The organism is Variovorax sp. GW460-12-1-14-LB1 (assembly GCF_059423605.1).
Genome location: NZ_JBWKYF010000028.1, coordinates 51,493 through 74,826, shown reverse-complemented (window position 1 = coordinate 74,826; position 23,334 = coordinate 51,493). Strand labels below are relative to the sequence as shown.

The following is a 23,334-nucleotide window of genomic DNA, read 5'->3' as shown; positions in this document are numbered from 1 at the left end:
CCAGAACCCGAAGCCGCCGTCAGTTCTTCGGCAACTTCTGCGGCCGCTTCCAGTTCGCGAAGCTGACCTGCTTGCCCCGCGCCACGGTCAGCGCGCCGGGCTCGGTCGACTTGTTCACCGTCGAGCCGCCGCCGATGGTGCCGCCCGCGCCGATGGTCACGGGCGCCACGAGCACGCAGTTGCTGCCCACGTGCACGTCGGCCTCGATCACGGTGCGGTGCTTGTTGGCGCCGTCGTAGTTGGCCGTGATGCTGCCCGCGCCGTAGTTCACGCGCTCGCCCACCGTGGCGTCGCCCAGGTAGGCCAGGTGGTTGGCCTTGGCGCCGGCCGCCAGCGTGGAGTTCTTGACCTCGACGAAGTTGCCGATGTGCACCTCGGCGCCCAGCTGGGCACCAGGCCGCAGCCGCGCAAACGGCCCGACCAGCGCGCCCGCGCCCACCGTCACGCCGGCCTTTTCGCCGTCGATGTGGGTGAAGGGATGGATCACCGCGCCGGCCTCGATGCGCACGTTGGCAATGACGCAGTTCGCGCCGATGCGCACGCCTTCGCCCAGCGACACCGTGCCTTCGAACACGCAGTTGACGTCGATGTCGACGTCGGCGCCGCAGCTCAGCGTGCCGCGCAGATCGAAGCGCGCCGGGTCGGCCAGGCGCACGCCCTGTTCCATCAGCGCGTGGGCCTGGCGCAGCTGCCAGGCGCGCTCCAGCGCCGCGAGCTGGGCCGGGCTGTTGATGCCGGCCACCTGCAGCGCGTCGGTCGTGACGTGCGCCACCACCGGCACGCGGTCGTCGGCCGCGAACTTCACGATGTCGGTCAGGTAGTACTCGCCCTGGGTGTTCTTGTTGTCCAGCCGCGCCAGCCAGCCCTTGAGCAGCCGCGCGGGCGCGGCCATCACGCCGCTGTTGATCTCGCGCACGGCGCGCTGCGCCTCGGTGGCGTCCTTGTGCTCGACGATGGCCGTCACCTCGCCACCGGCGCGGGTGCGGATGATGCGGCCGTAGCCCGTGGGGTCGTCGAGTTCGATGGTCAGCAGCGCGAGCCGCTCGCCGCCGCTGGCAGCGATGAGGGTGCGCAGCGTGTCTTCGGCGATCAGGGGCACGTCGCCCGACAGGATCACCACGGTGCCGTCGTCCGGCAGCTGCGGCGTGGCCTGCTGCACGGCGTGGCCGGTGCCCAATTGGGGCTCCTGGCGTGCGAAGCCGAGGGCGGCGGCGTTCACGGCCATCGCCTTGATCGCGGTCTCGACCTGCTCGGCGCCGTGGCCCGTCACGACCACGACATGGCGCGCGCCGATGCGCGCGGCGGTGTCGGTCACATGGGCCAGCAAGGCGCGGCCGGCCAAACGATGCAACACTTTGGGCAGCTTGCTCTTCATGCGCGTGCCCTTGCCGGCCGCCATGATGACGACGTCGACCGGTCCCTGGTTGCTCTGCTGCGGAGTCTGATTCATGCGCTTTTCTTCCCGGATTCGTTGTGCTGGACTGGCCCGAATTATCGGTGTGCTGCTGCTGGCCGCTGCCCTGGGGGCTTGCAGCGCGGTCAAGCTCGCCTACAACAACCTGCCCGAGCTGAGCTACTGGTGGCTCGACGGCTACTTCGACTTCGACGGCGCCCAGACCCCCAAGGTGCGCGACGAGCTCGCCCAGCTGCTGGCCTGGCACCGCCAGAACGAGCTGCCGCGCATCATCGGCCTGCTGCAGGAGGCCCAGGGCCTCGCGAGCGCCGACGTGACGCCGGCCCAGGCCTGCCAGCTGGCCGACCGCGTCCGCGAGCGCCTGCTCGCCGTCACCGAGCGCGCCGAGGCCGCCAGCGCCGAACTCGTGCTGAGCCTGAGCGAGGCCCAGCTGCAGCAGCTCGAACGCAAGTACGCCAAGAACAACGCCGACTACCGCAAGGACTGGCTCGACCGCAGCCCCGCGCAGGTGCAGGACAAGCGCTACGACCAGTTCCTCGAGCGCCAGGAAGACTTCTACGGCCGCCTAACGACCGAGCAGCGCGCGCTGCTGCGCCAGCAGGTGGCGCAGTCGGTGTTCAGCCCGAAGCTGGCGTACGAGGAGCGGCGCCAGCGCCAGCAAGAGGCGCTGGTGCTGTTGCGCGGCTTCCTGGGCGGCAACGGCGGCGCGCGCGCTTCGCCGGCCGAGGCCCGCGCCGCGCTGCATGCCTACATCCAGCGCATCGCCGATCCGCCGCCCGGCCCCTGGCGCGAGCAGCAGCAGGCGCTGCTGCAGGAAGGCTGCCGCAACCTGGCGGCGCTGCACAACACCACCAGCGCTACGCAGCGCGAGCAGGCGGTGCGGCGGCTGCAGGCCTACCAGGGCGACCTGCGGCAGCTGGTGGCGGCGCGCTGAGGCGACCGCCCCTCAGATCATCGGCACCGGCCGCAGGGGGCGCTCGAAGTAGTCGCCCAGCGTTTCGAGCGCATGCGGCTCCAGGATGCGCAGCCAGCCGCCGTCGAGCTTGTACAGGCCCAGGCGCTGCAGCCGCCGCATCGTCTTGTTGGTGTGCACCAGCGACAGCCCCAGCGCGTCGGCGATGTGCTGCTGGTTGAACGGAAACTCCACCCAGCCGTCGCGCACCATGCCCACGCGCTGGGCGCGCCGGTACAGGTGCATGAGCAGCATGGCCACGCGCTCGCCGGCGTTGCGACGCCCGGCGGTGACGAGGTGGTCGTCCACCAGCTTTTCCTCGCGCGCGGCCAGCCAGGTGATGTCGTAGCCGAGCCGGGGCTGGGTCTGGAACAGCGCCCACAGCCGTTCGCGCGCGAAGGCGCACAGCGTGGCGTCGGTCACGGCCTCGACGCCGTGGGTCTGGCCGTCGGCAAACTCGTCCTGCAGGCCGATGAAGTCGCCGGGCAGCAGGAAACCCAGGATCTGCCGCCGGCCGTCGCTCAGGGTCTTGTAGCGGAAGGCCCAGCCTGCGTAGAGCGTGAACAGCTGCGGGCTGGCGCGGTGCTCGTCGACGATGGTGCCGCCCGCCTCGACGCGCCGGGTGCCGGTGCGAAAGGACTGGATCGCCTCCAGCTGCTGCGCCGTCACCGGCAGGAAGGCCTCCAGGCGCCGCAGCGCGCAGTGTTCGCAGGGGTTCGCACCCTGCGGCGGGGAGGCGGCAACGGGATAGTCCTCGAACTTCACGCCGCACTATAGGCTGGCGGGGCTATGTCTTTTGACATTTCGGGGCGCAGGATGGCCCCCTAGACTCGAAACGATGTCCCCTTTTTGCACCGCATGACACCAGAACAAGCCTCTGCAGAACTCCTGTACGAATTCCTCTATTGCAGCCTGCTCGCCCCCGACCTGCCGCCCGCCACCGTGGGCGCGATCGTCACCCAGGCCCGCGCGCGCAACGCCGAGGACGGCATCTCCGGCCTGCTGGTGTTCGACGGCCAGTGCTTCTGCCAGCATTTCGAGGGGCCGCGCGAGGCGGTGCAGGCGCTGATGGCGCGGCTGCAGCGCGATCCGCGTCACGTGGCGCTCGTGGTGGTCCACGACGGCCCGCTGGCCGCCCGGCGCTACAGCGGGTTTGCAATGGGCCTGGCCGAATGCGAGGGCCCCGACCCGGTCTCCGGCCTGCGGGCCCTGCGCGGCGAGGCGGCGCTGGCGCACTTCCTGGCGCTGCGTGCCAGCTTCGACATCAGCACCTGACCGGCTGACTGACGGAAAACTGAAAACGACGGGCAAAGAAAAAGGCGGCCGAAGCCGCCTTTGTTCAGAAGAGCCGGGAGTGCAGGCGGTCGGTCAGACCGGGTCCCACACGTAGGTGGCACCGTAGCCATCCCAGGCTTCCATGACGATGCGCTGGCCGGCGGCCACGGTGAGCGACTCGCCCGGGGCCAGCACGATGTCTTCGCTGGGGCCATGGGCGGTGGCGTCGGGCGTGACCCACACGCGGCCCTGCTTGACGCGCAGCACGCTCGCCGACCGCGCCTTCAGGCTCATCGCCTCGCCGGGCGCAATCTGCCAGGCGCCACGGCGCACGGCCGGCGGAATGGCCGCGGTGCGGGTGGAACGGGACAGGGAAGCGAGCGATTCGTTGGTGCAGACGGCGGTGGACATGATGAGGACTCCTTGGCTGATCCGAAGCGCCTTTGACAGACAGAGAGGTTGGCGCAGTTCGGGAATGAATGATCGTTTTTGCGGCCTTGGAGGTCCAATGAAAACGAGGTAGCCTACTGATGCGATTCCCGCATCAATCAACTGGGCGCCGGGAACGCACACCAAAGTCATACCCATGCAACATTCGCAAACCCACCTGCGCTCCCGGCCCATCTCGGCAGGGCACCTGCGGGCCTTCGAGGCGGTCGCGCGGCACCTCAATTTCCGCGCCGCGGCCGAGGAAATGGCGCTCACCCAGTCGGCCGTGAGCCGGCAGATCCAGTCGCTCGAGGAAGAAGTGGGCGTGTCGCTGTTCCTGCGCCACACGCGGGCGGTCGAGTTGACCAGCGCCGGGGCACAGCTGCTGCTGTCGGTGCAGCAGGCGCTGCCGCGCATCGACATGGCGGTGCGGCAGATCCGCCAGAGCGCGGGGCGCAAGAGCGTGGCGCTCACCACGTTTGCCTCGTTCGCCTCGATGTGGCTGATTCCGCGGCTGGAGGCCTTCCAGCGCGACAACCCCGAGATCGACATCCGCATCGACGCCAGCGACATCGCGGTCGACCTTGACGTGGCCGACGTGGACATCGCGCTGCGCTACGGCCCGCCCGAAGGCATGCCGCCCGGCGCCGTGCGGTTGTTCGGCGAAACGCTGACGCCGGTGGCGAGCCCGTGGCTCATCAAGAGCAACCCGCCGATCAAGACGCCGGCCGACATCGCCCGCTTCACGCTCATCGAGGCGGGCGACGCGCACCGCACGCACCTGGAATGGCTCACGTGGCGGCGCTGGTTCGAGGTCAATGGGCTGGAGCGCGCGCAGCCCAAGCGCTGGCTCTATTTCAACTATGCGTACCAGATGGTGCAGGCCGCGCTCACGGGCCAGGGCCTGGTGCTGGCGCGCAGTTCGCTCATTGCCGAAAGCCTGGCCAACGGCGACCTGATCGAGGTGCTGCCGCAGCACCGGCTGGATTCACCGATGGCCTACTGGCTCATCTCGGGGCCGCGCAATGCGCTGCGGCCCGAGATCAAGGCCTTTTCCGACTGGCTGGAGGCGCAGGCCGTGACCACGCGCCAGACCATCGGTGAGGTGCCCGACCCCGACACGGTGGACAACCTCGACTGAGCCGGCTCAGGAGGTCGGCCAGACCACGCCGTTGTCGTTGAGGATGGCATCGAGGGGCAGGTCGTGCGCCTCGGGTTCGAAGTCTTCGAGGAAACCGTTCGTGAAGCCCAGCCCCACCGTGAACGGCCGGGGCTCGAGCGCCGCCAACGTGCGGTCGTAGAAGCCGCCGCCGTAGCCCAGCCGGTAGCCACCCGCGCTGTAGCCCACGCAAGGCACGAACAGCAGGGTTGGCACGATCAGCTCGGTGTCTTTGGGCTTGGGAATGCCGTAGGCGTCTTCTTCCATCTGGCAGCCCGGGTACCAGGCATGGAAGGTGAGCGTCTTGTGAACTTTGTCGATCACCGGCAGTCCGATGCGGCGGCGCTGCGTTTCTTCCATCAGTTCGCCGTCTTCCTTCCAGCGATGCAGTGCGGGCAGCGGGTCGAACTCGCCCTTGATCGGCCAGTAGGCGCCGATCACGGTGTCGGGCCGGCCGACCAGCCAGATCCGCATCACCCGCTGCAACAGGTCGGCCCGCGCGAGGCGGTCGGGCAGCGCCAGACGCTGCTCGATGAGTGCCTTTCGCAGTTGACCCTTCAGAAAACTCGCCGTGGCCGAGGTGTCGGCATCCTTTGACTTGTCCATAATCCCCCGATGCAGTTCCCAAGCATTTTGGCATCCGCGCGCGCTCGTCAGCGTCGCGGCGCGCCCGCCCTGGTTTTTTCCGCCGTTCTCGCACTCGCCGCGCTGCTGTCGCAACAGCCCGCCGCCGCGCAGAACAACACCAACGACGACGTGCTGGTCCAGATGAAGCAGGCCTTCCAGCGCGGCGACAAGGCCCGTCTCACGGCCCTGCTGCCGCAGGCCCGTGGCCATGCACTCGAACCCTGGGCCGCCTACTGGGAGCTCAAGGCCCGTCTGCAGGAAGCCGCGCCGAACGAGGTGCAGGACTTCTACGCGCGCTACCCCAACACCTACCAGGAAGACCGCCTGCGCAACGACTGGCTGCTGCTGCTCGGCCAGCGCCGCGACTGGGACGGCTTCGCCGCCAACATCGCCGGCTTCCGCATGGGCGACGACGCCCAGGTGCGCTGCTACGCGGTGCTGGTCGACACGCTGCGCACCGGCACGGCCACGCAGGCGCAGGCCGACGAGGTGCGCCGCAACTGGTTCGCGCAGAAAGACAGCGACGACGGTTGCCTCACCGCCGCCGACCGCATGGTCGCGGCCCGCCTGATGACCACCAACGACGCCTGGAAGAAGGCGCGCCTGGCCATCGAGGCCAACCGGCCCGCCGCCGCGCGCGGCGCCGTCACCATCGCCGCGCCCGATGCGCTGCCGCTGTTCGAAGAGGTCAACGCCAGCGCCGCCAAGTTCCTCACCGGCCGCGCCTTCGTCGCCGCCAAGTCGCGCAAGGAACTGGTGGTGCTCGCGCTCATCAAGATCGCGGTGGCCGACCCCGACCAGGGCGCCGCGCAGCTCGACGGCAAGTGGGGCCCGATGCTCTCCGCCGAAGAGCGCAACTGGGTCTGGGGCACCATCGGCCGCGCGGCCGCGAACAAGCTCTCGCCGATGGCCGTGAGCTACTTCGGCAACGTCACGAAGAACAGCGACCTGTCCGACGACATGCTCGGCTGGCGTGTGCGCGCCGCCCTGCGCGCCAGCCAGTGGAAGGACGTCGCACCCGCCATCAACGCCATGAGCGACGCCGCCCAGCAGGACCCGACCTGGGTCTACTGGAAGGCCCGTGCGCTGAGCAGCGCCGGCGGCGACGAGCGCCGCGCCCAGGCCCGCGAGCTGTACACCAGCATCGCCGGTACGCGCGGTTTCTATGAAATGCTGGCGCTCGAAGAGCTGGGCCAGCGTGTCGTGGCGGCCACGCGGCCTGCGCCGCTCACGCCCGAAGAAAAGAACGCCGCGCGCACCAACCCCGGCTTGCAGCGCGGCCTGCAGGCCATCGGCATGGGCCTGCGCTCCGAAGGCACGCGCGAGTGGAACTACGCCACCAACCTGCACGACAAGGGCGGCATGGACGACCGCGCCCTGCTGGCCGCCGCCGACCTGGCCTGCCAGCGTGAGGTGTGGGACCGCTGCATCAACACCAGCGAGCGCACCAAGGGCGTGATCGACGTCGAGCAGCGCTTCCCCATGCCCTTCCACGACACGGTGCTGCGCAAGAGCCAGGACATCGGCCTGGACCCGGCCTACGTCTACGGCCTGATCCGCCAGGAAAGCCGCTTCATCATGGACGCGCGCTCGGGCGTCGGCGCCTCGGGCCTGATGCAGGTCATGCCCGCCACGGCGCGTTGGACCGCCCGCAAGATCGGCCTGACCGACTTCACGCCCGGCCAGATCAACGACCGCGAGACCAACATCACCATCGGCACCAACTACCTGAAGCTCGCGCTCGACGACTTCGACGGTTCGATGGCACTGGCCGCCGCGGCCTACAACGCCGGCCCGGGCCGCCCGCGCAACTGGCGCAACGGCCCGGTGATCGACGCGGCCATCTGGGCCGAGAACGTGCCCTTCAACGAGACGCGCGACTACGTGAAGAAGGTGCTGGCCAACACGACCAACTACGCCGCCATCATCAGCGGCAAGCCGCAGTCGCTGAAGGAGCGCCTGGGCCGCGTGGGCCCGCGCAACGCCAACGAGCCCGAGCCCAACAAGGACCTGCCCTGACATGAGCTGGCGCGACGAGGTGCTCGACACCGTCGCGTCCGAATTCTCGGACGTGGGCGACGTCGCGCAGTTCACGCGCATCTCGGTGCGGCTGCTGCTCGCGGCAGTGCTGGGCTTCTTCTTAGGCTTCGAGCGCGAGCAGCAGGGCAAGGCGGCCGGCGTGCGCACGCACATGCTGGTGGCCATCGGCTCGGCGCTCTTCGTGCTGATCCCGCAGCAGACCGGCATCGTGCCGGCCGACATGAGCCGCGTGATCCAGGGGCTGGTGGCCGGCGTCGGCTTCCTGTGCGCCGGCACCATCCTCAAGCAGGGCAGGGACGAATCCCACGTGCAGGGCCTCACCACCGCCGCCGGGCTGTGGATGACCGCCGCCATCGGCATGGCCTGCGGGCTCGGCCGCGAGGTCACGGCCGTGTTCAGCGCGCTGCTGGCGCTCGCGGTGCTGTCGCTGGTGCCGCGCCTCGTGGGCCTGATCGAGCGCGTCGTGAAACCATCCGCAGACGCCTCCGGCCCGCGCGTGATCGTCCCACCGGAATCCCGCCAGGACGGCGAACGCTGAAGCGGTCCGCATCAATTCGCGCCGCCTTCGTCATCAATCGCAGCGCGCCGCCCGGCTAGCATCGACGGCTTTGCCCCGCATTCCCGCACTGACCCGGAGACCCAGATAGATGTCCAAGCTCTACATCGGCAACAAGAATTACTCGTCGTGGTCCATGCGCCCCTGGGTGCTCATGACGCAGGCCGGCATTCCCTTCGAGGAGGTGATGGTGCGCTTCGATTCGTTCGACGCCACCTCGCAGTTCAAGCACGTGATCGGCGCCATCAACCCGGTGGCCAAGGTGCCGGTGCTGGTCGACGGCGACCTGGCCGTCTGGGACACGCTGGCCATCGCCGAGTACCTGGCCGAGCGCTTCCCCGAGAAGCAGCTGTGGCCCCAGGGCATGGCCGAGCGGGCCCGCGCGCGCAGCATTTGCGCCGAAATGCACTCGGGTTTCACCCACCTGCGCGGCAACTGCCCGATGAACATCGAGGCCTCACTGCCCGAGGTGGGGGCGCGGCTCCTGGCCGAGCAGCCCGGCGTGCAGGAAGACCTCGACCGCATCGTGCAGATGTGGACCGAGCTGCTCGACCGCCACGGCGGCCCGATGCTGTTCGGCGCCTTCACCATCGCCGACGCCTTCTTCGCGCCGGTGGGCATGCGCATCCGCGGCTACGGCCTGCCGGTGCCGCCGGCCATCGACGCGTACATCGCGCGCGTGGCGGCCCTGCCGGGCGTCGCCGCGTGGATCGACGGCGCCCTGGCTGAGAAGACCTTTGTGGCCTTCGACGAGCCCTATCGCACCTCGCGCGACTGAGGCTCGCCGGACGTCATCAGAACCGGTACGTCGCCGCCAGGTAGGTGACGATCGGGTTCAGCTTCAGGCTCGCCTCGCTGCGCGCCACCGGCAGGCCGGTGATGCTGGTGGTGGTGAGCTTGGCCTTGGTCTTCAGCGGGATGTAGGACACCGAGAACGACACGCCCCAGTGCTTGTCGAACTGGTAGGCCACGCCGGCGTTGAGCACGGGCGCGAACGAGCTGTCGAGCTTGGCGGTGGTGTTCACCGAAGACGGACGCACGTGGAACTGGCTGGCCAGCGCGCCCTGCAGGTTCGACGTGAGCTTCACGTCGCTGTACCAGACGTAGGTGGCGCCCAGGCCCACGAACGGACGGAAGGCGTCGTTGCCTTCGTTGAAGTAGTACTTGGCCAGCACGGTCGGGCTCCACTGGCGGGCCTGGCCGAGTTCGCCCACGCGCGCCAGCGTGCCGCTGCCGTTGAGCTTGAACTTGGGCGGCACGCCGAGCACGCCCTCGACGGCCCAGTGGGGGTCGATGAAGTACGCGACGTTCAGGCCCAGCGTGTCCGAGTTGGTGACGCTGGCGCCCGAGCCGGCGAGCACGCTGTGCACGGGCGAGGTCACGGTCAGCGGCTTGCTCGAATCCTGCGGCGACAGGTGGAACCAGCCGGTGCCGACGACCCAGTCGCCCGCGTTCTGCGCCAGGGCGCTGCCCGATGCCAGGACCCCGAGTGCCGCCAATGCCAACGATGCTGTTGTTGTGAGTTTCTTCATAGCTGTGAATGCTCCTTGGGTGTTGAAAACAGCCCCGCGCACGGGGGCACCGGCCAGCGACCGGTGCTTCGCGCGACACGAATTTACGAACGGTCGTTCGCATCGCTCGGCGATTATCGAACGACCGTTCTTTTTGTGCAGGGAGAGTATCCCTACACTGCACTCATGAACATTTTTCTCGTCGGCGGTGCACTGCGCGACCGGCTGCTGGGCCGCCCCGTGTCCGACCATGACTGGCTGGTGGTGGGCGCCACGCCCGAGGCCATGGTGGCGCGCGGCTACCTGCCCGTGGGGCGCGACTTCCCCGTGTTTTTGCATCCGCGCACGCGCGAGGAATACGCGCTGGCCCGCACCGAGCGCAAGAGCGCGCCGGGCTACCGCGGCTTCGTCGTGCATGCGGCGCCCGACGTCACGCTGGAGCAGGACCTGGCCCGGCGCGACCTGACCGTCAACGCCATCGCGCTGCCCGCCGAGCACGTGGGCGCCGACGGCAGCTTCGAGGCGCGCCCCGAGACCCTGGCCGACCCCTTCCACGGCCAGCGCGACCTGCGCGACAAGGTGCTGCGCCACGTCACCGACGCCTTCCGCGAAGACCCGGTGCGCATCCTGCGCGTGGCGCGCTTTGCCGCGCGCTTCGACGACTTCACCGTCGCGCCCGAAACCATGGCGCTCATGCGCGAGATGGTCGTGGCCGGCGAGGTCGATGCGCTGGTGCCCGAGCGCGTGTGGCAGGAGCTCGCGCGCGGCCTGATGGAAACGCGGCCCTCGCGCATGTTCGAGGTGCTGCGTGACTGCGGCGCGCTTGCCGTGCTGCTGCCCGAGGTCGACCGGCTGTGGGGCGTGCCGCAGCCGGCGCAGCACCATCCCGAGATCGACACCGGCGTGCACCTGATGATGGTGCTCGACACCAGCGCGCGGCTGGGCGCCACGCTGCCCGTGCGCTTCGCCTGCCTGATGCACGACCTCGGCAAGGGCACCACGCCCGCCGACATGCTGCCGCGCCACATCAACCACGAGCTGCGCAGCGTCGACCTGCTGCAGGCCGTGTGCGAACGCTGGCGCGTGCCGGTGGAGCTGCGCGAGCTGGCCGAGGTGGTGGCGCGCGAGCACGGCAACATCCACCGCAGCGGCGCGCTCGACGCAACGCCGCTGGTGCGCCTGCTGGAGCGCTGCGACGCCTTCCGCAAGCCGGCGCGCTTCGCCGAGGCGCTGCTGGCCTGCGAATGCGACGCGCGCGGCCGGCTCGGCTTCGAGGACACCGCCTACCCGCAGCGCCCACGCCTGCTCGCGGTGCTCGCGGTGGCCCAGGCCGTGGCCACCGACGTGGTGGCGCGCGAGGCGCAGCAGGCCGGCGCCACGGGGCCGCGCATCGGCGAGGCGATCCACCGTGCGCGCATCGCGGCGGTGAAGGCGTCCTTGCCGGCCACGGCCGACTGAATCCCCGCCATCGGCGCACGCCGGGACTTTGGCCGACACGCGCCGCGTGCGAGCCGTGCTATGGTTTTTCCCAATGCCAAAGTCCTCCAGCAGCAACGCCCAGTTGCCACCTCCGCCGGGCCGGGACGCCGCCCTTTTTCTCGACTTCGACGGCACGCTGGTCGGCCTCGCCGCCACGCCTGAAGCCATCGAGGTGCCGCCCGCCCTCGTGCCCCTGCTGAGCGACCTGCGCGACCTGCTCGGTGGCGCGCTCGCCGTGGTGTCGGGGCGCCAGATCGATGCCATCGACCGCTTTCTCGCGCCGCTGCGGCTGCCCGCGGCCGGCGAGCACGGCGTGCAGCGGCGCGATGCCAAAGGCGGCATGCAGGAGCAGCGCCCGCCCGACCTCGTCCCGATCCTGGACGTGGCCAACGAACTCGCGCGCATCCACGAAGGCCTGCTGGTCGAGCGCAAGCACGGCGCCATCGCGCTGCACTACCGGCTCGCGCCGCAGCTGGAGGCCGTGTGCCGCGATGCGATGGCGCGCGCCATCGAAGGCCGTCCGCAGCTCGAGCTCATGCACGGCAAGTTCGTGTTCGAAGTGAAGCCTTCGGGCGTGAACAAGGGCCTCGCCATCGAAGCCTTCATGACCGAAGCGCCGTTCGCGGGCCGCACGCCGGTCTTCGCGGGCGACGACACCACCGACGAGAGCGGCTTCGCCGTTGTGCAGCCGCGCGGCGGCGTCGCGATCAAGGTCGGCGCCGGGCCGAGCCTGGCGCTGCACCGGCTCGAATCGCCGCGCGCGGTCTACGAATGGCTGGTGCAGGCGCGCGACCTGCTGGCCGCACCCGATCACCACAAAGCATCACCGAGGAGCCCCGCATGAGCGAACAACAACTGCCGGTGGCCCCCGAGGACCGCGCGGGCGACGCCCTGGCCGGCGCGGCGGGCCCTGACGACCAGGCGCCCGTCGACGCCGCGAAAGTGGCTGCGGCCCCGCCGCGCGGCTTCGTGCTGCCGGCCGAGCCTTCGCTCAATGTCGGCGTGATCGGCAACTGCGCCTACAGCGCGCTCATCGATGCGCGCGCCCGCGCCGTCTGGTGCTGCCTGCCGCGCTTCGACGGCGACCCGGTCTTCAACGCGCTGCTGCACCCCGGCGAGGAGGCTGGCGCCTGGGCCATCGAGATCGAGGACTTCGCCTCCAGCAAGCAGTGGTACGAGCCCAACACTGCCGTGCTGCGTACGCAGCTGTTCGACAGCGCGGGGCAGGGCATCGAGATCACCGACTTCGCGCCGCGCTTTCACAGCCGCTCGCGCTACTTCCGCCCGCTCATGATGGTGCGCCGCGTGCGCCCCATTGCCGGCGCGCCGCGCATCCGCGTGGCGCTCGACCCGCGCTTCCAGTGGGGCGCTTCGGCGCCGACCGAGGTCACGCGCGGCAGCAACCACATCCGCTATGTCGGGCCCGATGTGACCTTGCGGTTGAACACCGACGCGTCGATCTCGCACATCCTGTCGCGCCAGCCCTTCGTGATCTCGCGCGAATACAACTTCATGTTCGGCGTGGACGAGACGCTGCTCGAAGGCATCGCCGACACCGCGCGCAAGTTCGAGCAGGAAACCATCGCCTACTGGCGCACCTGGAGCAAGCGTCTGGCCATTCCCTTCGAGTACCAGGACGCGGTGATCCGCGCGGCCATCACGCTCAAGCTCTCGCTGTACGAGGACACCGGCGCCATCGTGGCCGCCATGACCACCAGCATCCCCGAGGCGCCGGGCAGCCAGCGCAACTGGGACTACCGCTACTGCTGGTTGCGCGACGCCTTCTTCGTGGTGCGCGCGCTCAACTCGCTGAGCGAGGTGGGCACGATGGAAGACTACCTGCGCTGGCTCGGCAACGTGGTGATCGGCTCGCACGGCGAGCACATCCAGCCGCTGTACGGCATCGGGCTGGAGCGCGAGCTGCCCGAGTCTTTTGTCGACGGGCTGCCCGGCTACCGCGGCATGGGCCCGGTGCGCGTGGGCAACCAGGCGCAGGAGCACTTCCAGCACGACGTGTACGGCAACATCGTGCTCGGCGCGGCGCAGGCCTTCCACGACCACCGGTTGCTGAGCCGCGCGGGCGTGGCGGAGTTTCCGCACCTGGAAGCGGTGGGCGAGCAGGCGGTGCGCGTGTACGGCACGCCCGACGCCGGCATGTGGGAGCTGCGCACGCGCGCCCGCGTGCACACCAGCTCGGCGCTGATGAGCTGGGCCGCCTGCGACCGGCTCGCCAAGATCGCGCGCACGCTGGAGCTGCCCGAACGCGCGGCCTACTGGCATGGTCATGCCGCACGCATGAAGGAAGAGATTCTTGCCAAGTCGTGGTGCGAAGAGCGCCAGGCCTTTGCCGAAAGCTTCGGCGGGCACGAGCTCGACGCGAGCATCCTGCTGATGGTCGAGGTGGGCCTGATCGATGCGCGCGACCCGCGCTTCATCTCCACCGTCGACGCGATGGAAAAGTCGCTGTGCGACGGCCCCTACATGCGCCGCTACGAAGCCGCCGACGATTTCGGCAAGCCCGAGACCGCCTTCAACATCTGCACCTTCTGGCGCATCGACGCGCTGGCCAAGATCGGCCGCAAGGCCGAGGCGCGGCAGATTTTTGAAACCATGCTCGCCGCGCGCAACCCGCTGGGGCTGCTGTCGGAAGACACGCACCCGGTCACGGGCGAGATGTGGGGCAACTTTCCGCAGACCTATTCGATGGTCGGCATCATCAATGCGGCCGTGCGCCTGTCCGCTCCCTGGGATTCGTGCATATGAGTCGTCTCGTCGTTGTTTCGAACCGCGTGGCCGACCCGCGCAAGCCCGCCGCCGGCGGCCTGGCCGTGGCCCTGGGTGAGAGCCTGCAGCAAAGCGGCGGCCTGTGGTTCGGCTGGAGCGGGCAGATCGTCGAGGGCGGTCCCACGGGCGAAGGCGAGCTGCACAAGCAGCAGGCCGGCAAGGTGACGCTGGCCACGCTCGACCTGAGCCGCGACGACCACGACAGCTACTACCTGGGCTACAGCAACGACGTGCTCTGGCCGGTGTTCCACAACCGCCTGGACCTGGCGCATTTCGATGCCGGCTTCATCGGCGGCTACCGCCGCGTGAACCAGCTGTTCGCGCGCAAGCTGATGCCGCTGCTGAAGGACGACGACATCATCTGGATCCACGACTACCACCTGATGCCGCTGGCCGCCGAGCTGCGCGCCATGGGCTGCAAGCAGCGCATCGGCTTCTTCCTGCACATTCCGCTGCCGCCGCAGATCATCATCGCGGCCATTCCGCAGCATGAATGGCTGATGCGCTCGCTGTTCTCGTACGACCTGATCGGCTTCCAGGCGCAGCAGGACGTGCAGCACTTCGAGCACTACGTGCGCAACGAGGCCCATGGCGAGTACCTGGGCAACGACATGTACCGGGCCTACGGGCAGACGGTGCGCTGCAACGCCTTTCCCATCGGCATCGACGTGGACGAGTTCGCGGCGCTCACGCACGCCAAGGAATCGCGCGACATGTACGAGACCATGAAGCGCGAGTACTCGAGCCGCCGGCTGCTCCTGGGCATCGACCGGCTCGACTATTCGAAGGGCATCCCGCAGCGCGTGCGTTCGTTCCGCGAGCTGCTGGCCAACTACCCCGAGAACCGCCGCAGCGCCACGCTGATCCAGATCGCCTCGCCCACGCGCGAGACGGTCGATGCCTACGCCGACATCCGCAAGGAACTCGAATCGCTGTGCGGCGCCATCAACGGCGACTACGGCGAACTCGACTGGATGCCCGTGCGCTACATCCACCGCATGGTCGCGCGCCGCCGCGTGCCCGGCCTGTGCCGCGCGGCCGCCGTGGGGCTGGTGACGCCGCTGCGCGACGGCATGAACCTCGTGGCCAAGGAATACATCGCGGCGCAGGACCCGGCCGACCCGGGCGTGCTGGTGCTGTCGCGCTTCGCCGGCGCGGCCGAGCAGCTGAAGGAAGCGCTGCTGGTGAACCCGTACGACACGCACGGCACGGCAGAGACGGTGCAGCAGGCGCTGCAGATGCCGCTGGAAGAGCGGCGCGAGCGGCACCAGAAGCTGCTGTCGCGCATCCGGGCGCAGGACATCCACTGGTGGCGGCGCACGTTCCTCGAAGCGCTGCGCGAGGCGGCGAGCGAGCGCTGATCGCACCCGGGGCCCGCGTCAGCCCAGCGGCATGCGGGCCCCGAACTTCGCGCGCTTGAGGCTGAAGAACGCCTTCACGTTGCGCACATTGGCGTCGGCCGTGAACAGCCGCTGCGTCAGTGCGCCGTAGCCGGGCATGTCGCGCGCCACCACCACCAACACGAAATCGGGCCCCGGCGACACGCGCCAGCACTGCTGCACGGCGTCGTCCGCGATCACGCGGGCCTCGAAGGCGTCGAGCGCGGCGGCGTCCTGCCGGTCCAATGAAATCTCCACCACCGCCTGCAGGCCGTGGCCCAGCACCGTGGCGAGGCGGTCGGGCGAGAGCAGGGCGACCTGGCGCTCGATGAGCCCCTCCTGGCGCAGCCGCTGCACGCGGCGCAGGCAGGTCGGCGGCGAGATGCCCACCTCGGCGGCCAGGCGCTGGTTGGTCTGCGAAGCGTCGTTCTGGAGTGCGTCGAGCAGCTTGAGGTCGATGGCGTCGAGGGAGATTGATTCCATATTGGTTGAAATTATGGAATAAAACTCCATCTATGGGTTTCTGTGGAATAAAAGTCCGAAACTGAGGAAATTTAGACGCCATATTTCTTGGGCGTCTCCCTACCATCGAGCCCTTATGTTCTTCAAGACAAGGTACACCCCATGTGCGGCATCGTCGGCGCAGCCTCCCATCGCGACATCGTTCCGGTCCTGGTCCAGGGCCTTCAGCGGCTCGAATACCGCGGCTATGACTCCTGCGGCGTCGCGGTGCATGCCGGCGGCCTGAGCCGCGCACGCACCACCTCGCGCGTGGCCGACCTGCTGACGCAGGTGCGCGACGACAAGGTCGAAGGCCTCACCGGCATCGCCCACACGCGCTGGGCCACCCACGGCGCACCGGCCGTGCACAACGCCCACCCCCACTTCAGCCACGGCGTCGGCGCCGACGCGCCCGCCGCGCGCCCGGGCCGCATCGCGCTCGTGCACAACGGCATCATCGAGAACCACGAGCCGCTGCGCGCCGCGCTCGAGGCCAAGGGCTACGTGTTCGAGAGCCAGACCGACACCGAGGTCATCGCCCACCTCGTCGACAGCCTCTACAACGGCGACCTGTTCGAGGCCGTCAAGGCCGCCGTGCTGCAGCTGCACGGCGCTTACGCCATCGCCGTCATCTGCCGCGACGAACCGCAGCGCGTGATCGGCGCGCGCGCCGGCTCGCCGCTGATCCTGGGCGCCGGCAAGGACGGCACCGAGAACTTCCTGGCCAGCGACGCGATGGCACTGGCCGGCGTGACCGACCAGATCGTCTACCTCGAGGAAGGCGACGTGGTCGACCTGCAGCCGGGCAAGTACTGGATCGTCGACAAGAACCACAAGCCCGTCACCCGCACCGTGCGCACCGTGCACGCCCACAGCGGCGCGGCCGAGCTGGGCCCGTACCGCCACTACATGCAGAAGGAAATCTTCGAGCAGCCGCGCGCCATCGGCGACACGCTCGAAGGCGTGGAAGGCATCGTGCCCGAGCTGTTCGACGGCATCGGGCAGGACGGCGCCACGGGTGCGAGCGCGCACCGCGTGTTCCAGGACATCGACAAGATCCTCATCCTGGCCTGCGGCACCAGCTACTACAGCGGCTGCACCGCCAAGTACTGGCTCGAGAGCATCGCGAAGATCTCCACCCAGGTCGAGATCGCCAGCGAGTACCGCTACCGCGACTCCGTGCCCGACCCCAAGACGCTGGTCGTCACCATCAGCCAGTCGGGCGAAACCGCCGACACGCTGGCCGCGCTCAAGCACGCGCGCTCGCTGGGCATGGAACAGACCCTGACCATCTGCAACGTCGCCACCAGCGCCATGGTGCGCGAGTGCAAGCTGGCCTACATCACGCGCGCCGGCGTCGAGATCGGCGTGGCCTCGACCAAGGCCTTCACCACCCAACTCGCGGGCCTGTTCCTGCTCACGCTGGCCATCGCGCAGTCCAAGGACCGCCTGAGCGCGCTCGACGAGGCGCGCTACCTGAAGGAAATGCGTCACCTGCCCGTCGCGCTGCAGTCGGTGCTCGCGCTCGAGCCGCAGATCATCGGCTGGGCCGAAGACTTCGCGCGCAAGGACAACGCCCTGTTCCTGGGCCGCGGCCTGCACTACCCGATCGCGCTCGAAGGCGCGCTCAAGCTCAAGGAAGTGACCTACATCCACGCAGAGGCGTACGCCGCCGGCGAACTCAAGCACGGCCCGCTCGCGCTCGTCACGAGCGAAATGCCCGTGGTGGCCGTGGCGCCGAACGACGCGCTGCTTGAAAAGCTCAAGAGCAACCTGCAGGAAGTGCGCGCCCGCGGCGGCGTGCTCTACGTGCTGGCCGACGGCGACACGCAGATCGCCAGCGGCGAAGGCCTGCACGTGATCCGCATGCCCGAGCACTACGGCGCGCTGTCGCCGCTGCTGCACGTGGTGCCGCTGCAGCTGCTGGCGTATCACACGGCGTGCGCGCGCGGGACCGACGTGGACAAGCCGCGGAACCTCGCGAAAAGCGTGACGGTGGAGTGAGCGTGCGTGGGCGGCGCGATCCTGATGATCGCGCCAAATAAAGTCTTGAACGCGCAAATGGCGTCGTAAATACTTTGAATTTGTTGATTTCCGTTTGCGAGTAATCCAGTCCTCCATGCGAACAACGGCCGCAAGACATTGCGGCCGGTCAGTTCGCGACGGACAGGTGGATCAAACGACCACGGAAATCAACATGGAGTGATCCGACGAGCAGGATCTTTTTCGAAGCTGTCGTCGAATGCAACTCACAGAGGCGACAGCACCCAAGGGCTCCGTTCATCGGTCATGAGATCTTCGGCAATACCGATGATTCCGCCCAGCGTCATATTCTGACCCGCCCAGCTGGCCCGGCCAATGATGTAGCTCTTTGCAAACTGCGGCCAGGACGAAAAATTTGAGCGCAATTCTTTGTCTGCATGCGAAAGAATGCGATCGAATTCAGCCTGCTCGATGTATTTGCAGTCCAATGACATTCTTGCAACCGTGACGAGGCGGCCCAGATCCCAGGCAAGGATGCCGGCGCTGTAATCCTTGGGAAGGTACGAGCCATTGACTTTGTCTTCGAGAAGACGAAAGACGGATCGCAAATTTTCCAGCATCTCCATCGCCTGCGCCAAAGCCGAGAAAACGAGATCTTTTTCCTGACAGGGCCCCTGCGCAGCAATCTGCTCGCGCACCGTTTCCGGGGAGCCGTATCGACCGCTGGCTATCAAGGCCTCGAGAACCTCCTGGCGCTCCTCTCCCGAAGCACCATCGCTGTAAATACGAAAAACAATGTCGTAAAAAAAACGATGGCCATGGCGACCGAGTGACGCCAGGGTTTCAGTAGCCTCCTGGGGCGAGCGTATGCCCCAGTGCGAGCCAAGTCCCTCGGCGAGCGCATCGTCAGACAGCCCCGTTGCGTAGCTGTCGCAATACGCCATGATCTGTTCGGAGTTGATGAGCCCCGCTTGAAGTGCGCGCTGCGCCGCTGGATCCGCTGCGGCCCCATCGGGGCAGTTTCTGTATTTTTTGCCAGAAACTATCTGGAACAACTTCTTCAAGAAACCCATGGGTCAGATTTGCTTGAAGGTGGCATTGACGGCGCGATGCTTGAGCGCATTCACAAGAACTTCAAAGTCTGAATCCTTCACCATGTGAATGGCATCGAACTCATGCTTCTTGGGTGCCATCGACGGCGTGCTGATTTCTATTGTCTTCTCCGCACTCGATGTGGAGGTTTCCGGGATGTCCGTGATGGTGACTTGATTGATGGCGTCATAGCCCACGGTGGTCAGTACGCCCGAGAATTTCTTGACGGTCGTGAAAGACATGCCCTTTTCATCAAGAACAATGCTGGCGCCCTGGCTGTTGGCTGCGCGCTTCTTGAAAAGTGTTCCGATCGTAAGATACGTGACGTAAGCCCCGATCAACATGAGAACGCCATTGGCCACGCCGGTCGGCAGGTGAAGCCGAAGGGTTCCTATTTTCAGATCGGCAATCGGATAAAAAATGGCGGCAATGATAATTGCCGGGCCAATCAGGCCGAAAACGTACTCGAGAATCGAGTACTCCATCTTGTAATTGATGGTGTGCATGTAGCATTTTTCCTTATAGTTGATTTGGCCGGGCGATCGCCCGGTAGGTAGTCGGTCCTGCAAAATTCCTCCAACCCTCGGACTAATGTAACAAATCGCGTCTTGGCGCCGCCGGCCTGCTGTACCTCCAATGCGCCTGCAGAGGCTTCGCCTGCCTTCGTGCGCAACACGTGCATCGCGATGGCGGTAAGCGCACTTCTGGCTGCTTGCGGTTCACACGATTCCCAGCCGCCCGAGCGAACGCGACCCGCGCCTGCTGCCTCCACCACGGTGGTGCTGCCGCCCGTCCTGTACGGGCATGGCCAGGGCCGCCGGATGTCTGAATCCGATGACGCGTGCGGCGTGCCGGACCCGCTGCGTCAGGCCGTGCAAGATCAGTTGAAGGCGCGGTATGAGGTTGTGCGCCCTGTGCCGGGTCCCGGCAGGGAGGCCGCCCTTTTGCTGAGGATCGACATCATGGACATCGTGACCGTCAGCGCCGGTGGCGCCACGATCGTGGTCATCCATGCGGTGCTTGAACGACCGGGACTGCCCCCTGCGCAATTCAAAGCCCTGCGCCAGGTGCACACCCCCTACGCTGATATCACGGCGGAGACGACCGAATGCAGCGCCATGGATGCAGTGATTCAGGGGTTGGGCGTGGACGTTGCGAAATGGATGCGCAAGCCGGTGGACGGGGTGTCTCTGGTGAACGGAGAGTGAGCGTGGTCTTCGACTTGATGGGGCCAGGTCAGCTCCTCGCACACGCGACTACGCGACCACGCCGCTTCATGGACAAACGGTAATGAAGCGCAGGCCTTTCCCGCTCCCACCTGGGCTAGCATTTGCGTTGCAGGCCTCCGCATCCCAGGGGGCGCAATGTGAGCACAACCGCACCGCCATCCATGGGTATTTCTTGCCGTGGCCGCACCGACTGACGTGCTCGGCCCCACCGTCATCTGGAACTGCCTCATCGTCGAGGACGATGCCGACAACGCGCGCTACATCGCCGAAGGCTTCCGTTCGCTCGGCCATGTGGCGGTGATCAGCCGCGACGGCGCGGATGCGTTCGCGCGTGCCACGGGCGAGACGTGGGACCTGGTCATCCTCGACCGCATGCTGCCCAACGACGTGGACGGCCTGTCGATCCTCACCACGATGCGCGCGCTCGGCAAGAAGACGCCGGTGCTGGTGCTCAGCGCATTGAGCGCGCTCGACGAGCGCGTGCGCGGGCTCAAGGCCGGCGGCGACGACTACCTGGCCAAGCCCTTTGCCTTTTCCGAACTCGCGGCGCGCGCCGAGGCGCTGGTGCGCCGCTCGCGCACCGGGCCCGAGATCCGCACGCTGCAGCTGGCCGACCTCACGCTCGACCTGGCGCGCCGCCATGTGGAGCGCGGCGGCCGGCCCATCGCGCTGCAGCCGCGCGAGTTCAGGCTGCTGGCCTATCTCATGATGCATCCGGGGCAGGTGGTCACGCGCACCATGCTGCTCGAAGCCGTGTGGGACTACCAGTTCGACCCGCAGACCAACGTGATCGACGTGCAGGTGAGCCGCCTGCGCGGCAAGCTCGATGCGGGCGGCGCGCCGACGCTGATCCACACCGTGCGCGGCGTGGGCTACACGCTGGCCGCGCCGCAATGACCCGGGCCCTGCGCCAGCTGTGGCGCTCGGTCGGCTTCCGGCTCGCCTTCTACTACGGGCTGCTCGTGGCCATCACGATGCTGGCCGCGCTGGCCATCGTCTACATGCAGACCGTGGGCGTGCTGCAGCAACGCATGGTGCGGCAGGTGGCTGCCAGCGTGCAGCAGCTGGTGGTGCGCTACGAAGCGCGCGGCGCCGAGGGCGTGGCGGGCGAGATCGCCCATGCGCTTTCCGACGGCCGCAACTCCGACAACGAGATCTACCTGCTCACCGACCGCAACGGAAACAAGCGCGCGGGCAACCTCGACCAGATGCCCTCGCTGGCGCCCGACGCGGGCGACGGCGTGCACCGCCGCGTGGTGCGCACGGGGCAGACCGTTATCGCCTATCTCGTGATGCGCCCGTTGCCCGACGGCGGCATGCTCGTGGTGGGGCACGACCTGCGCGACCAGGAGTCGATCGAATCGCTGGTGGCCAGCGCCAGCGCTGCGGCGGGCATCGTGGCGGTGCTGTTGCTCATCGGCGGCACCTTCGTCTTCCGCCAGGAGCTGGAGCGCAGCGTGGGCGCGGTGCGGCGCACGGCCGCGCGCATCGCGGCGGGAGAGCTGCAGGAGCGCGTGGCGCCTTCGGGCCAGGAGGACGAGTTCGCGCTGCTGGAGGGCGACATCAACGCGATGCTCGACCGCATCCAGTCGCTGATGGACGGCGTGCGCCATGTGTCCAACACCATCGCGCACGACCTGCGCACGCCGCTCACGCGCGTGCTGGTGCGTCTGCGTGCGGTGGAGGCGGGGCTCGGTGAGGCCGACCATCCGCAGCGCGAGCCCGTGGCCACCGCCATCCGCGAGCTGGAGGAGCTGGCGGTGATGTTCGAGAAGCTGCTGCAGATCGCCGAGGTCGAGGCCGGCGCGCGGCGCCAGCAGTTCGCGCCGGTGGCGCTGCATGTCATTGCCGACGACGTGGCGGAGCTGTACGAGGCGGTGGCCGAGGTGCAGGGCATCGCGCTGCTGCGCGAGCCGGCCGACCGCGCCGTCGCGCTCGGTGACCGCGACCTGCTCGCGGGCGCGGCGGCCAACCTGCTCGACAACGCGCTGAAGTACGGCGGGGCCGGCGCCACCGTGCGCATCGGCACGCACACGGTCGACGGGCGTGCGCAGCTGTTCGTGCAGGACGACGGCCCCGGCATTCCGAGCGCCGAGTACGAGCGACTGGGCGTGCGCTTCCATCGGCTGGACCACAGCACGCCGGGCCACGGCCTGGGGCTCGCGAGCGTGCAGGCGGTGGTGGCGCTGCACGGCGGTCGCCTGCAGTTCGGCGATGCCCGCCCGGGCCTGCGCGCGTGCATCGACCTGCCGACGGCGGACGCCTGAGCGGCGCCTTCTTCGTCTCCTCGCGCCTCGAACATTGCCGAATGGCAATGCTTTGTTCATACACACCGCAGCGCTGAATTCCTAGGATCGCTGACGCACATCCTGTGCCGATCAACGCAGTTCCAGGAGACATCAACGGTGAGAATCAAGAGTCAGAGAGACTTCTGCTCGGGCGTGCTTTTCAGCGCCTTCGGCGTGGCCTTCGCATGGGGCGCCACGACCTACAACGTGGGCACCGGCGCCCGCATGGGCCCCGGCTACTTCCCGCTCATCGTGGGCATCCTCATCGCCTGCATGGGCGTGCTGATCACGTTCAAGGCCCTCACGGTCGAGACCGCCGACGGCGAACCGGTGGGCCGCATCGCATGGAAGCCGCTGCTGTTCATCATCGGCGCCAACCTGGTGTTCGGCGTGCTGCTCGGCGGGCTGCCGAGCATCGGCCTGCCGTCGATGGGGCTCATCGTCGCGATCTATGCGCTGACCTTCATCGCGAGCCTGGCGGGCGACAGCTTCGGCTGGAAGGGCGTGACCCTTCTGGCGACCGTGCTCGCGCTCGGCAGCTACCTGGCCTTCGTGGTGGCGCTGAAGCTGCAGTTCCAGGTGTGGCCCACCTTCATCGCCGGCTGACCCGCGCAGAACAACAAGAAATCCAAGAGA

General features: G+C 68.0%; 23 protein-coding genes. 15 read left to right on the top strand and 8 right to left on the bottom strand.

The window, feature by feature from the left end; genetic code table 11:
* Positions 1-19: 19 nt before the first annotated feature.
* Positions 20-1,450, bottom strand: a complete 1,431-nt coding sequence (gene glmU / locus AC07Y4_RS16195) for a bifunctional UDP-N-acetylglucosamine diphosphorylase/glucosamine-1-phosphate N-acetyltransferase GlmU (RefSeq protein ID WP_487848055.1) — start codon at positions 1,448-1,450, stop codon at positions 20-22.
* Between the two features lie 49 nt (positions 1,451-1,499).
* Here glmU and AC07Y4_RS16190 point away from each other — a divergent pair, with 49 nt between their 5' ends.
* Positions 1,500-2,348, top strand: coding sequence for a DUF6279 family lipoprotein (locus AC07Y4_RS16190; protein ID WP_487863387.1), 849 nt, complete (start codon positions 1,500-1,502; stop codon positions 2,346-2,348).
* A 12-nt stretch (positions 2,349-2,360) separates the two neighbouring features.
* On the opposite strand, the gene AC07Y4_RS16185 is transcribed toward AC07Y4_RS16190, so the two are convergent.
* Positions 2,361-3,131, bottom strand: coding sequence for a Crp/Fnr family transcriptional regulator (locus AC07Y4_RS16185; protein ID WP_174254419.1), 771 nt, complete (start codon positions 3,129-3,131; stop codon positions 2,361-2,363).
* Between the two features lie 93 nt (positions 3,132-3,224).
* Between AC07Y4_RS16185 and AC07Y4_RS16180 the strand changes: the two genes are divergently transcribed.
* On the top strand, positions 3,225-3,641 hold the full coding sequence (locus AC07Y4_RS16180; protein WP_070060073.1) for a BLUF domain-containing protein: 417 nt from the start codon (positions 3,225-3,227) through the stop codon (positions 3,639-3,641).
* A gap of 93 nt (positions 3,642-3,734) precedes the next feature.
* On the opposite strand, the gene AC07Y4_RS16175 is transcribed toward AC07Y4_RS16180, so the two are convergent.
* Positions 3,735-4,052, bottom strand: coding sequence for a DUF2917 domain-containing protein (locus tag AC07Y4_RS16175; protein ID WP_062477930.1), 318 nt, complete (start codon positions 4,050-4,052; stop codon positions 3,735-3,737).
* A 175-nt stretch (positions 4,053-4,227) separates the two neighbouring features.
* On the opposite strand from AC07Y4_RS16175, the gene AC07Y4_RS16170 reads away from it, so the two are divergent.
* A complete protein-coding gene (locus AC07Y4_RS16170) occupies positions 4,228-5,211 on the top strand; it encodes a LysR substrate-binding domain-containing protein (RefSeq protein ID WP_062477933.1) in 984 nt (327 codons plus the stop codon).
* A gap of 6 nt (positions 5,212-5,217) precedes the next feature.
* On the opposite strand, the gene AC07Y4_RS16165 is transcribed toward AC07Y4_RS16170, so the two are convergent.
* Positions 5,218-5,835: a 5-formyltetrahydrofolate cyclo-ligase gene (locus AC07Y4_RS16165; protein ID WP_095743648.1), complete on the bottom strand. Its 618-nt coding sequence runs from the start codon at positions 5,833-5,835 to the stop codon at positions 5,218-5,220.
* Between the two features lie 9 nt (positions 5,836-5,844).
* Between AC07Y4_RS16165 and AC07Y4_RS16160 the strand changes: the two genes are divergently transcribed.
* The 3 genes from AC07Y4_RS16160 (at position 5,845) to AC07Y4_RS16150 (ending at position 9,230) form a co-directional block, all read left to right on the top strand.
* A complete protein-coding gene (locus AC07Y4_RS16160; protein ID WP_070060072.1) occupies positions 5,845-7,875 on the top strand; it encodes a lytic transglycosylase domain-containing protein in 2,031 nt (676 codons plus the stop codon).
* A 1-nt stretch (position 7,876) separates the two neighbouring features.
* Positions 7,877-8,434 (top strand): MgtC/SapB family protein, encoded by a 558-nt coding sequence (locus tag AC07Y4_RS16155; protein ID WP_487848053.1) that lies wholly within the window; start codon positions 7,877-7,879, stop codon positions 8,432-8,434.
* 109 nt (positions 8,435-8,543) lie between these two features.
* Positions 8,544-9,230 (top strand): glutathione S-transferase family protein, encoded by a 687-nt coding sequence (locus tag AC07Y4_RS16150; RefSeq protein ID WP_487848052.1) that lies wholly within the window; start codon positions 8,544-8,546, stop codon positions 9,228-9,230.
* Positions 9,231-9,246: 16 nt separating this feature from the next.
* Here AC07Y4_RS16150 and AC07Y4_RS16145 read toward each other — a convergent pair whose 3' ends face one another.
* Positions 9,247-9,984 (bottom strand): OmpW/AlkL family protein, encoded by a 738-nt coding sequence (locus AC07Y4_RS16145; protein ID WP_062477953.1) that lies wholly within the window; start codon positions 9,982-9,984, stop codon positions 9,247-9,249.
* A gap of 165 nt (positions 9,985-10,149) precedes the next feature.
* Between AC07Y4_RS16145 and AC07Y4_RS16140 the strand changes: the two genes are divergently transcribed.
* The 4 genes from AC07Y4_RS16140 to otsA all read left to right on the top strand — a co-directional run bounded on the left by AC07Y4_RS16140 (position 10,150) and on the right by otsA (position 15,587).
* Positions 10,150-11,421 carry a multifunctional CCA addition/repair protein gene (locus AC07Y4_RS16140; RefSeq protein WP_487848051.1) on the top strand — a complete coding sequence of 424 codons (1,272 nt, stop codon included), beginning with the start codon at positions 10,150-10,152 and terminating at the stop codon, positions 11,419-11,421.
* A gap of 73 nt (positions 11,422-11,494) precedes the next feature.
* Positions 11,495-12,286 carry a trehalose-phosphatase gene (otsB, locus tag AC07Y4_RS16135; RefSeq protein ID WP_307583127.1) on the top strand — a complete coding sequence of 264 codons (792 nt, stop codon included), beginning with the start codon at positions 11,495-11,497 and terminating at the stop codon, positions 12,284-12,286.
* The gene (locus AC07Y4_RS16130) at positions 12,283-14,205 is read left to right on the top strand and encodes a glycoside hydrolase family 15 protein (protein WP_487848050.1); all 1,923 of its coding nucleotides are present in this window, start codon (positions 12,283-12,285) and stop codon (positions 14,203-14,205) included. The genes otsB and AC07Y4_RS16130 overlap by 4 nt, the downstream gene beginning before the upstream one ends.
* The gene (gene otsA / locus AC07Y4_RS16125) at positions 14,202-15,587 is read left to right on the top strand and encodes an alpha,alpha-trehalose-phosphate synthase (UDP-forming) (RefSeq protein ID WP_062481194.1); all 1,386 of its coding nucleotides are present in this window, start codon (positions 14,202-14,204) and stop codon (positions 15,585-15,587) included. The genes AC07Y4_RS16130 and otsA overlap by 4 nt, the downstream gene beginning before the upstream one ends.
* 18 nt (positions 15,588-15,605) lie before the next feature.
* Here the strand turns inward: otsA and AC07Y4_RS16120 are convergent, their stop codons facing one another.
* Positions 15,606-16,088, bottom strand: a complete 483-nt coding sequence (locus tag AC07Y4_RS16120; protein ID WP_159273915.1) for an Lrp/AsnC family transcriptional regulator — start codon at positions 16,086-16,088, stop codon at positions 15,606-15,608.
* A gap of 141 nt (positions 16,089-16,229) precedes the next feature.
* On the opposite strand from AC07Y4_RS16120, the gene glmS reads away from it, so the two are divergent.
* Positions 16,230-18,110 (top strand): glutamine--fructose-6-phosphate transaminase (isomerizing), encoded by a 1,881-nt coding sequence (gene glmS / locus AC07Y4_RS16115; protein ID WP_070060065.1) that lies wholly within the window; start codon positions 16,230-16,232, stop codon positions 18,108-18,110.
* Positions 18,111-18,355: 245 nt separating this feature from the next.
* Here glmS and AC07Y4_RS16110 read toward each other — a convergent pair whose 3' ends face one another.
* Entirely contained in the window at positions 18,356-19,162 is an 807-nt protein-coding gene (locus tag AC07Y4_RS16110; protein WP_487848049.1) for a DUF1266 domain-containing protein, read from the bottom strand.
* A 3-nt stretch (positions 19,163-19,165) separates the two neighbouring features.
* Positions 19,166-19,687, bottom strand: coding sequence for a hypothetical protein (locus AC07Y4_RS16105; protein WP_487848048.1), 522 nt, complete (start codon positions 19,685-19,687; stop codon positions 19,166-19,168).
* Positions 19,688-20,143: 456 nt separating this feature from the next.
* Here AC07Y4_RS16105 and AC07Y4_RS16100 point away from each other — a divergent pair, with 456 nt between their 5' ends.
* The 4 genes from AC07Y4_RS16100 (at position 20,144) to AC07Y4_RS16085 (ending at position 23,304) form a co-directional block, all read left to right on the top strand.
* The gene (locus AC07Y4_RS16100) at positions 20,144-20,389 is read left to right on the top strand and encodes a hypothetical protein (RefSeq protein WP_495274825.1); all 246 of its coding nucleotides are present in this window, start codon (positions 20,144-20,146) and stop codon (positions 20,387-20,389) included.
* 234 nt (positions 20,390-20,623) lie between these two features.
* Entirely contained in the window at positions 20,624-21,307 is a 684-nt protein-coding gene (locus AC07Y4_RS16095) for a response regulator transcription factor (protein ID WP_062481198.1), read from the top strand.
* Positions 21,304-22,677 carry a sensor histidine kinase gene (locus AC07Y4_RS16090; protein ID WP_487848046.1) on the top strand — a complete coding sequence of 458 codons (1,374 nt, stop codon included), beginning with the start codon at positions 21,304-21,306 and terminating at the stop codon, positions 22,675-22,677. The genes AC07Y4_RS16095 and AC07Y4_RS16090 overlap by 4 nt, the downstream gene beginning before the upstream one ends.
* Before the next feature lie 138 nt (positions 22,678-22,815).
* Positions 22,816-23,304, top strand: coding sequence for a tripartite tricarboxylate transporter TctB family protein (locus AC07Y4_RS16085; RefSeq protein WP_062481184.1), 489 nt, complete (start codon positions 22,816-22,818; stop codon positions 23,302-23,304).
* Positions 23,305-23,334 lie beyond the last annotated feature (30 nt).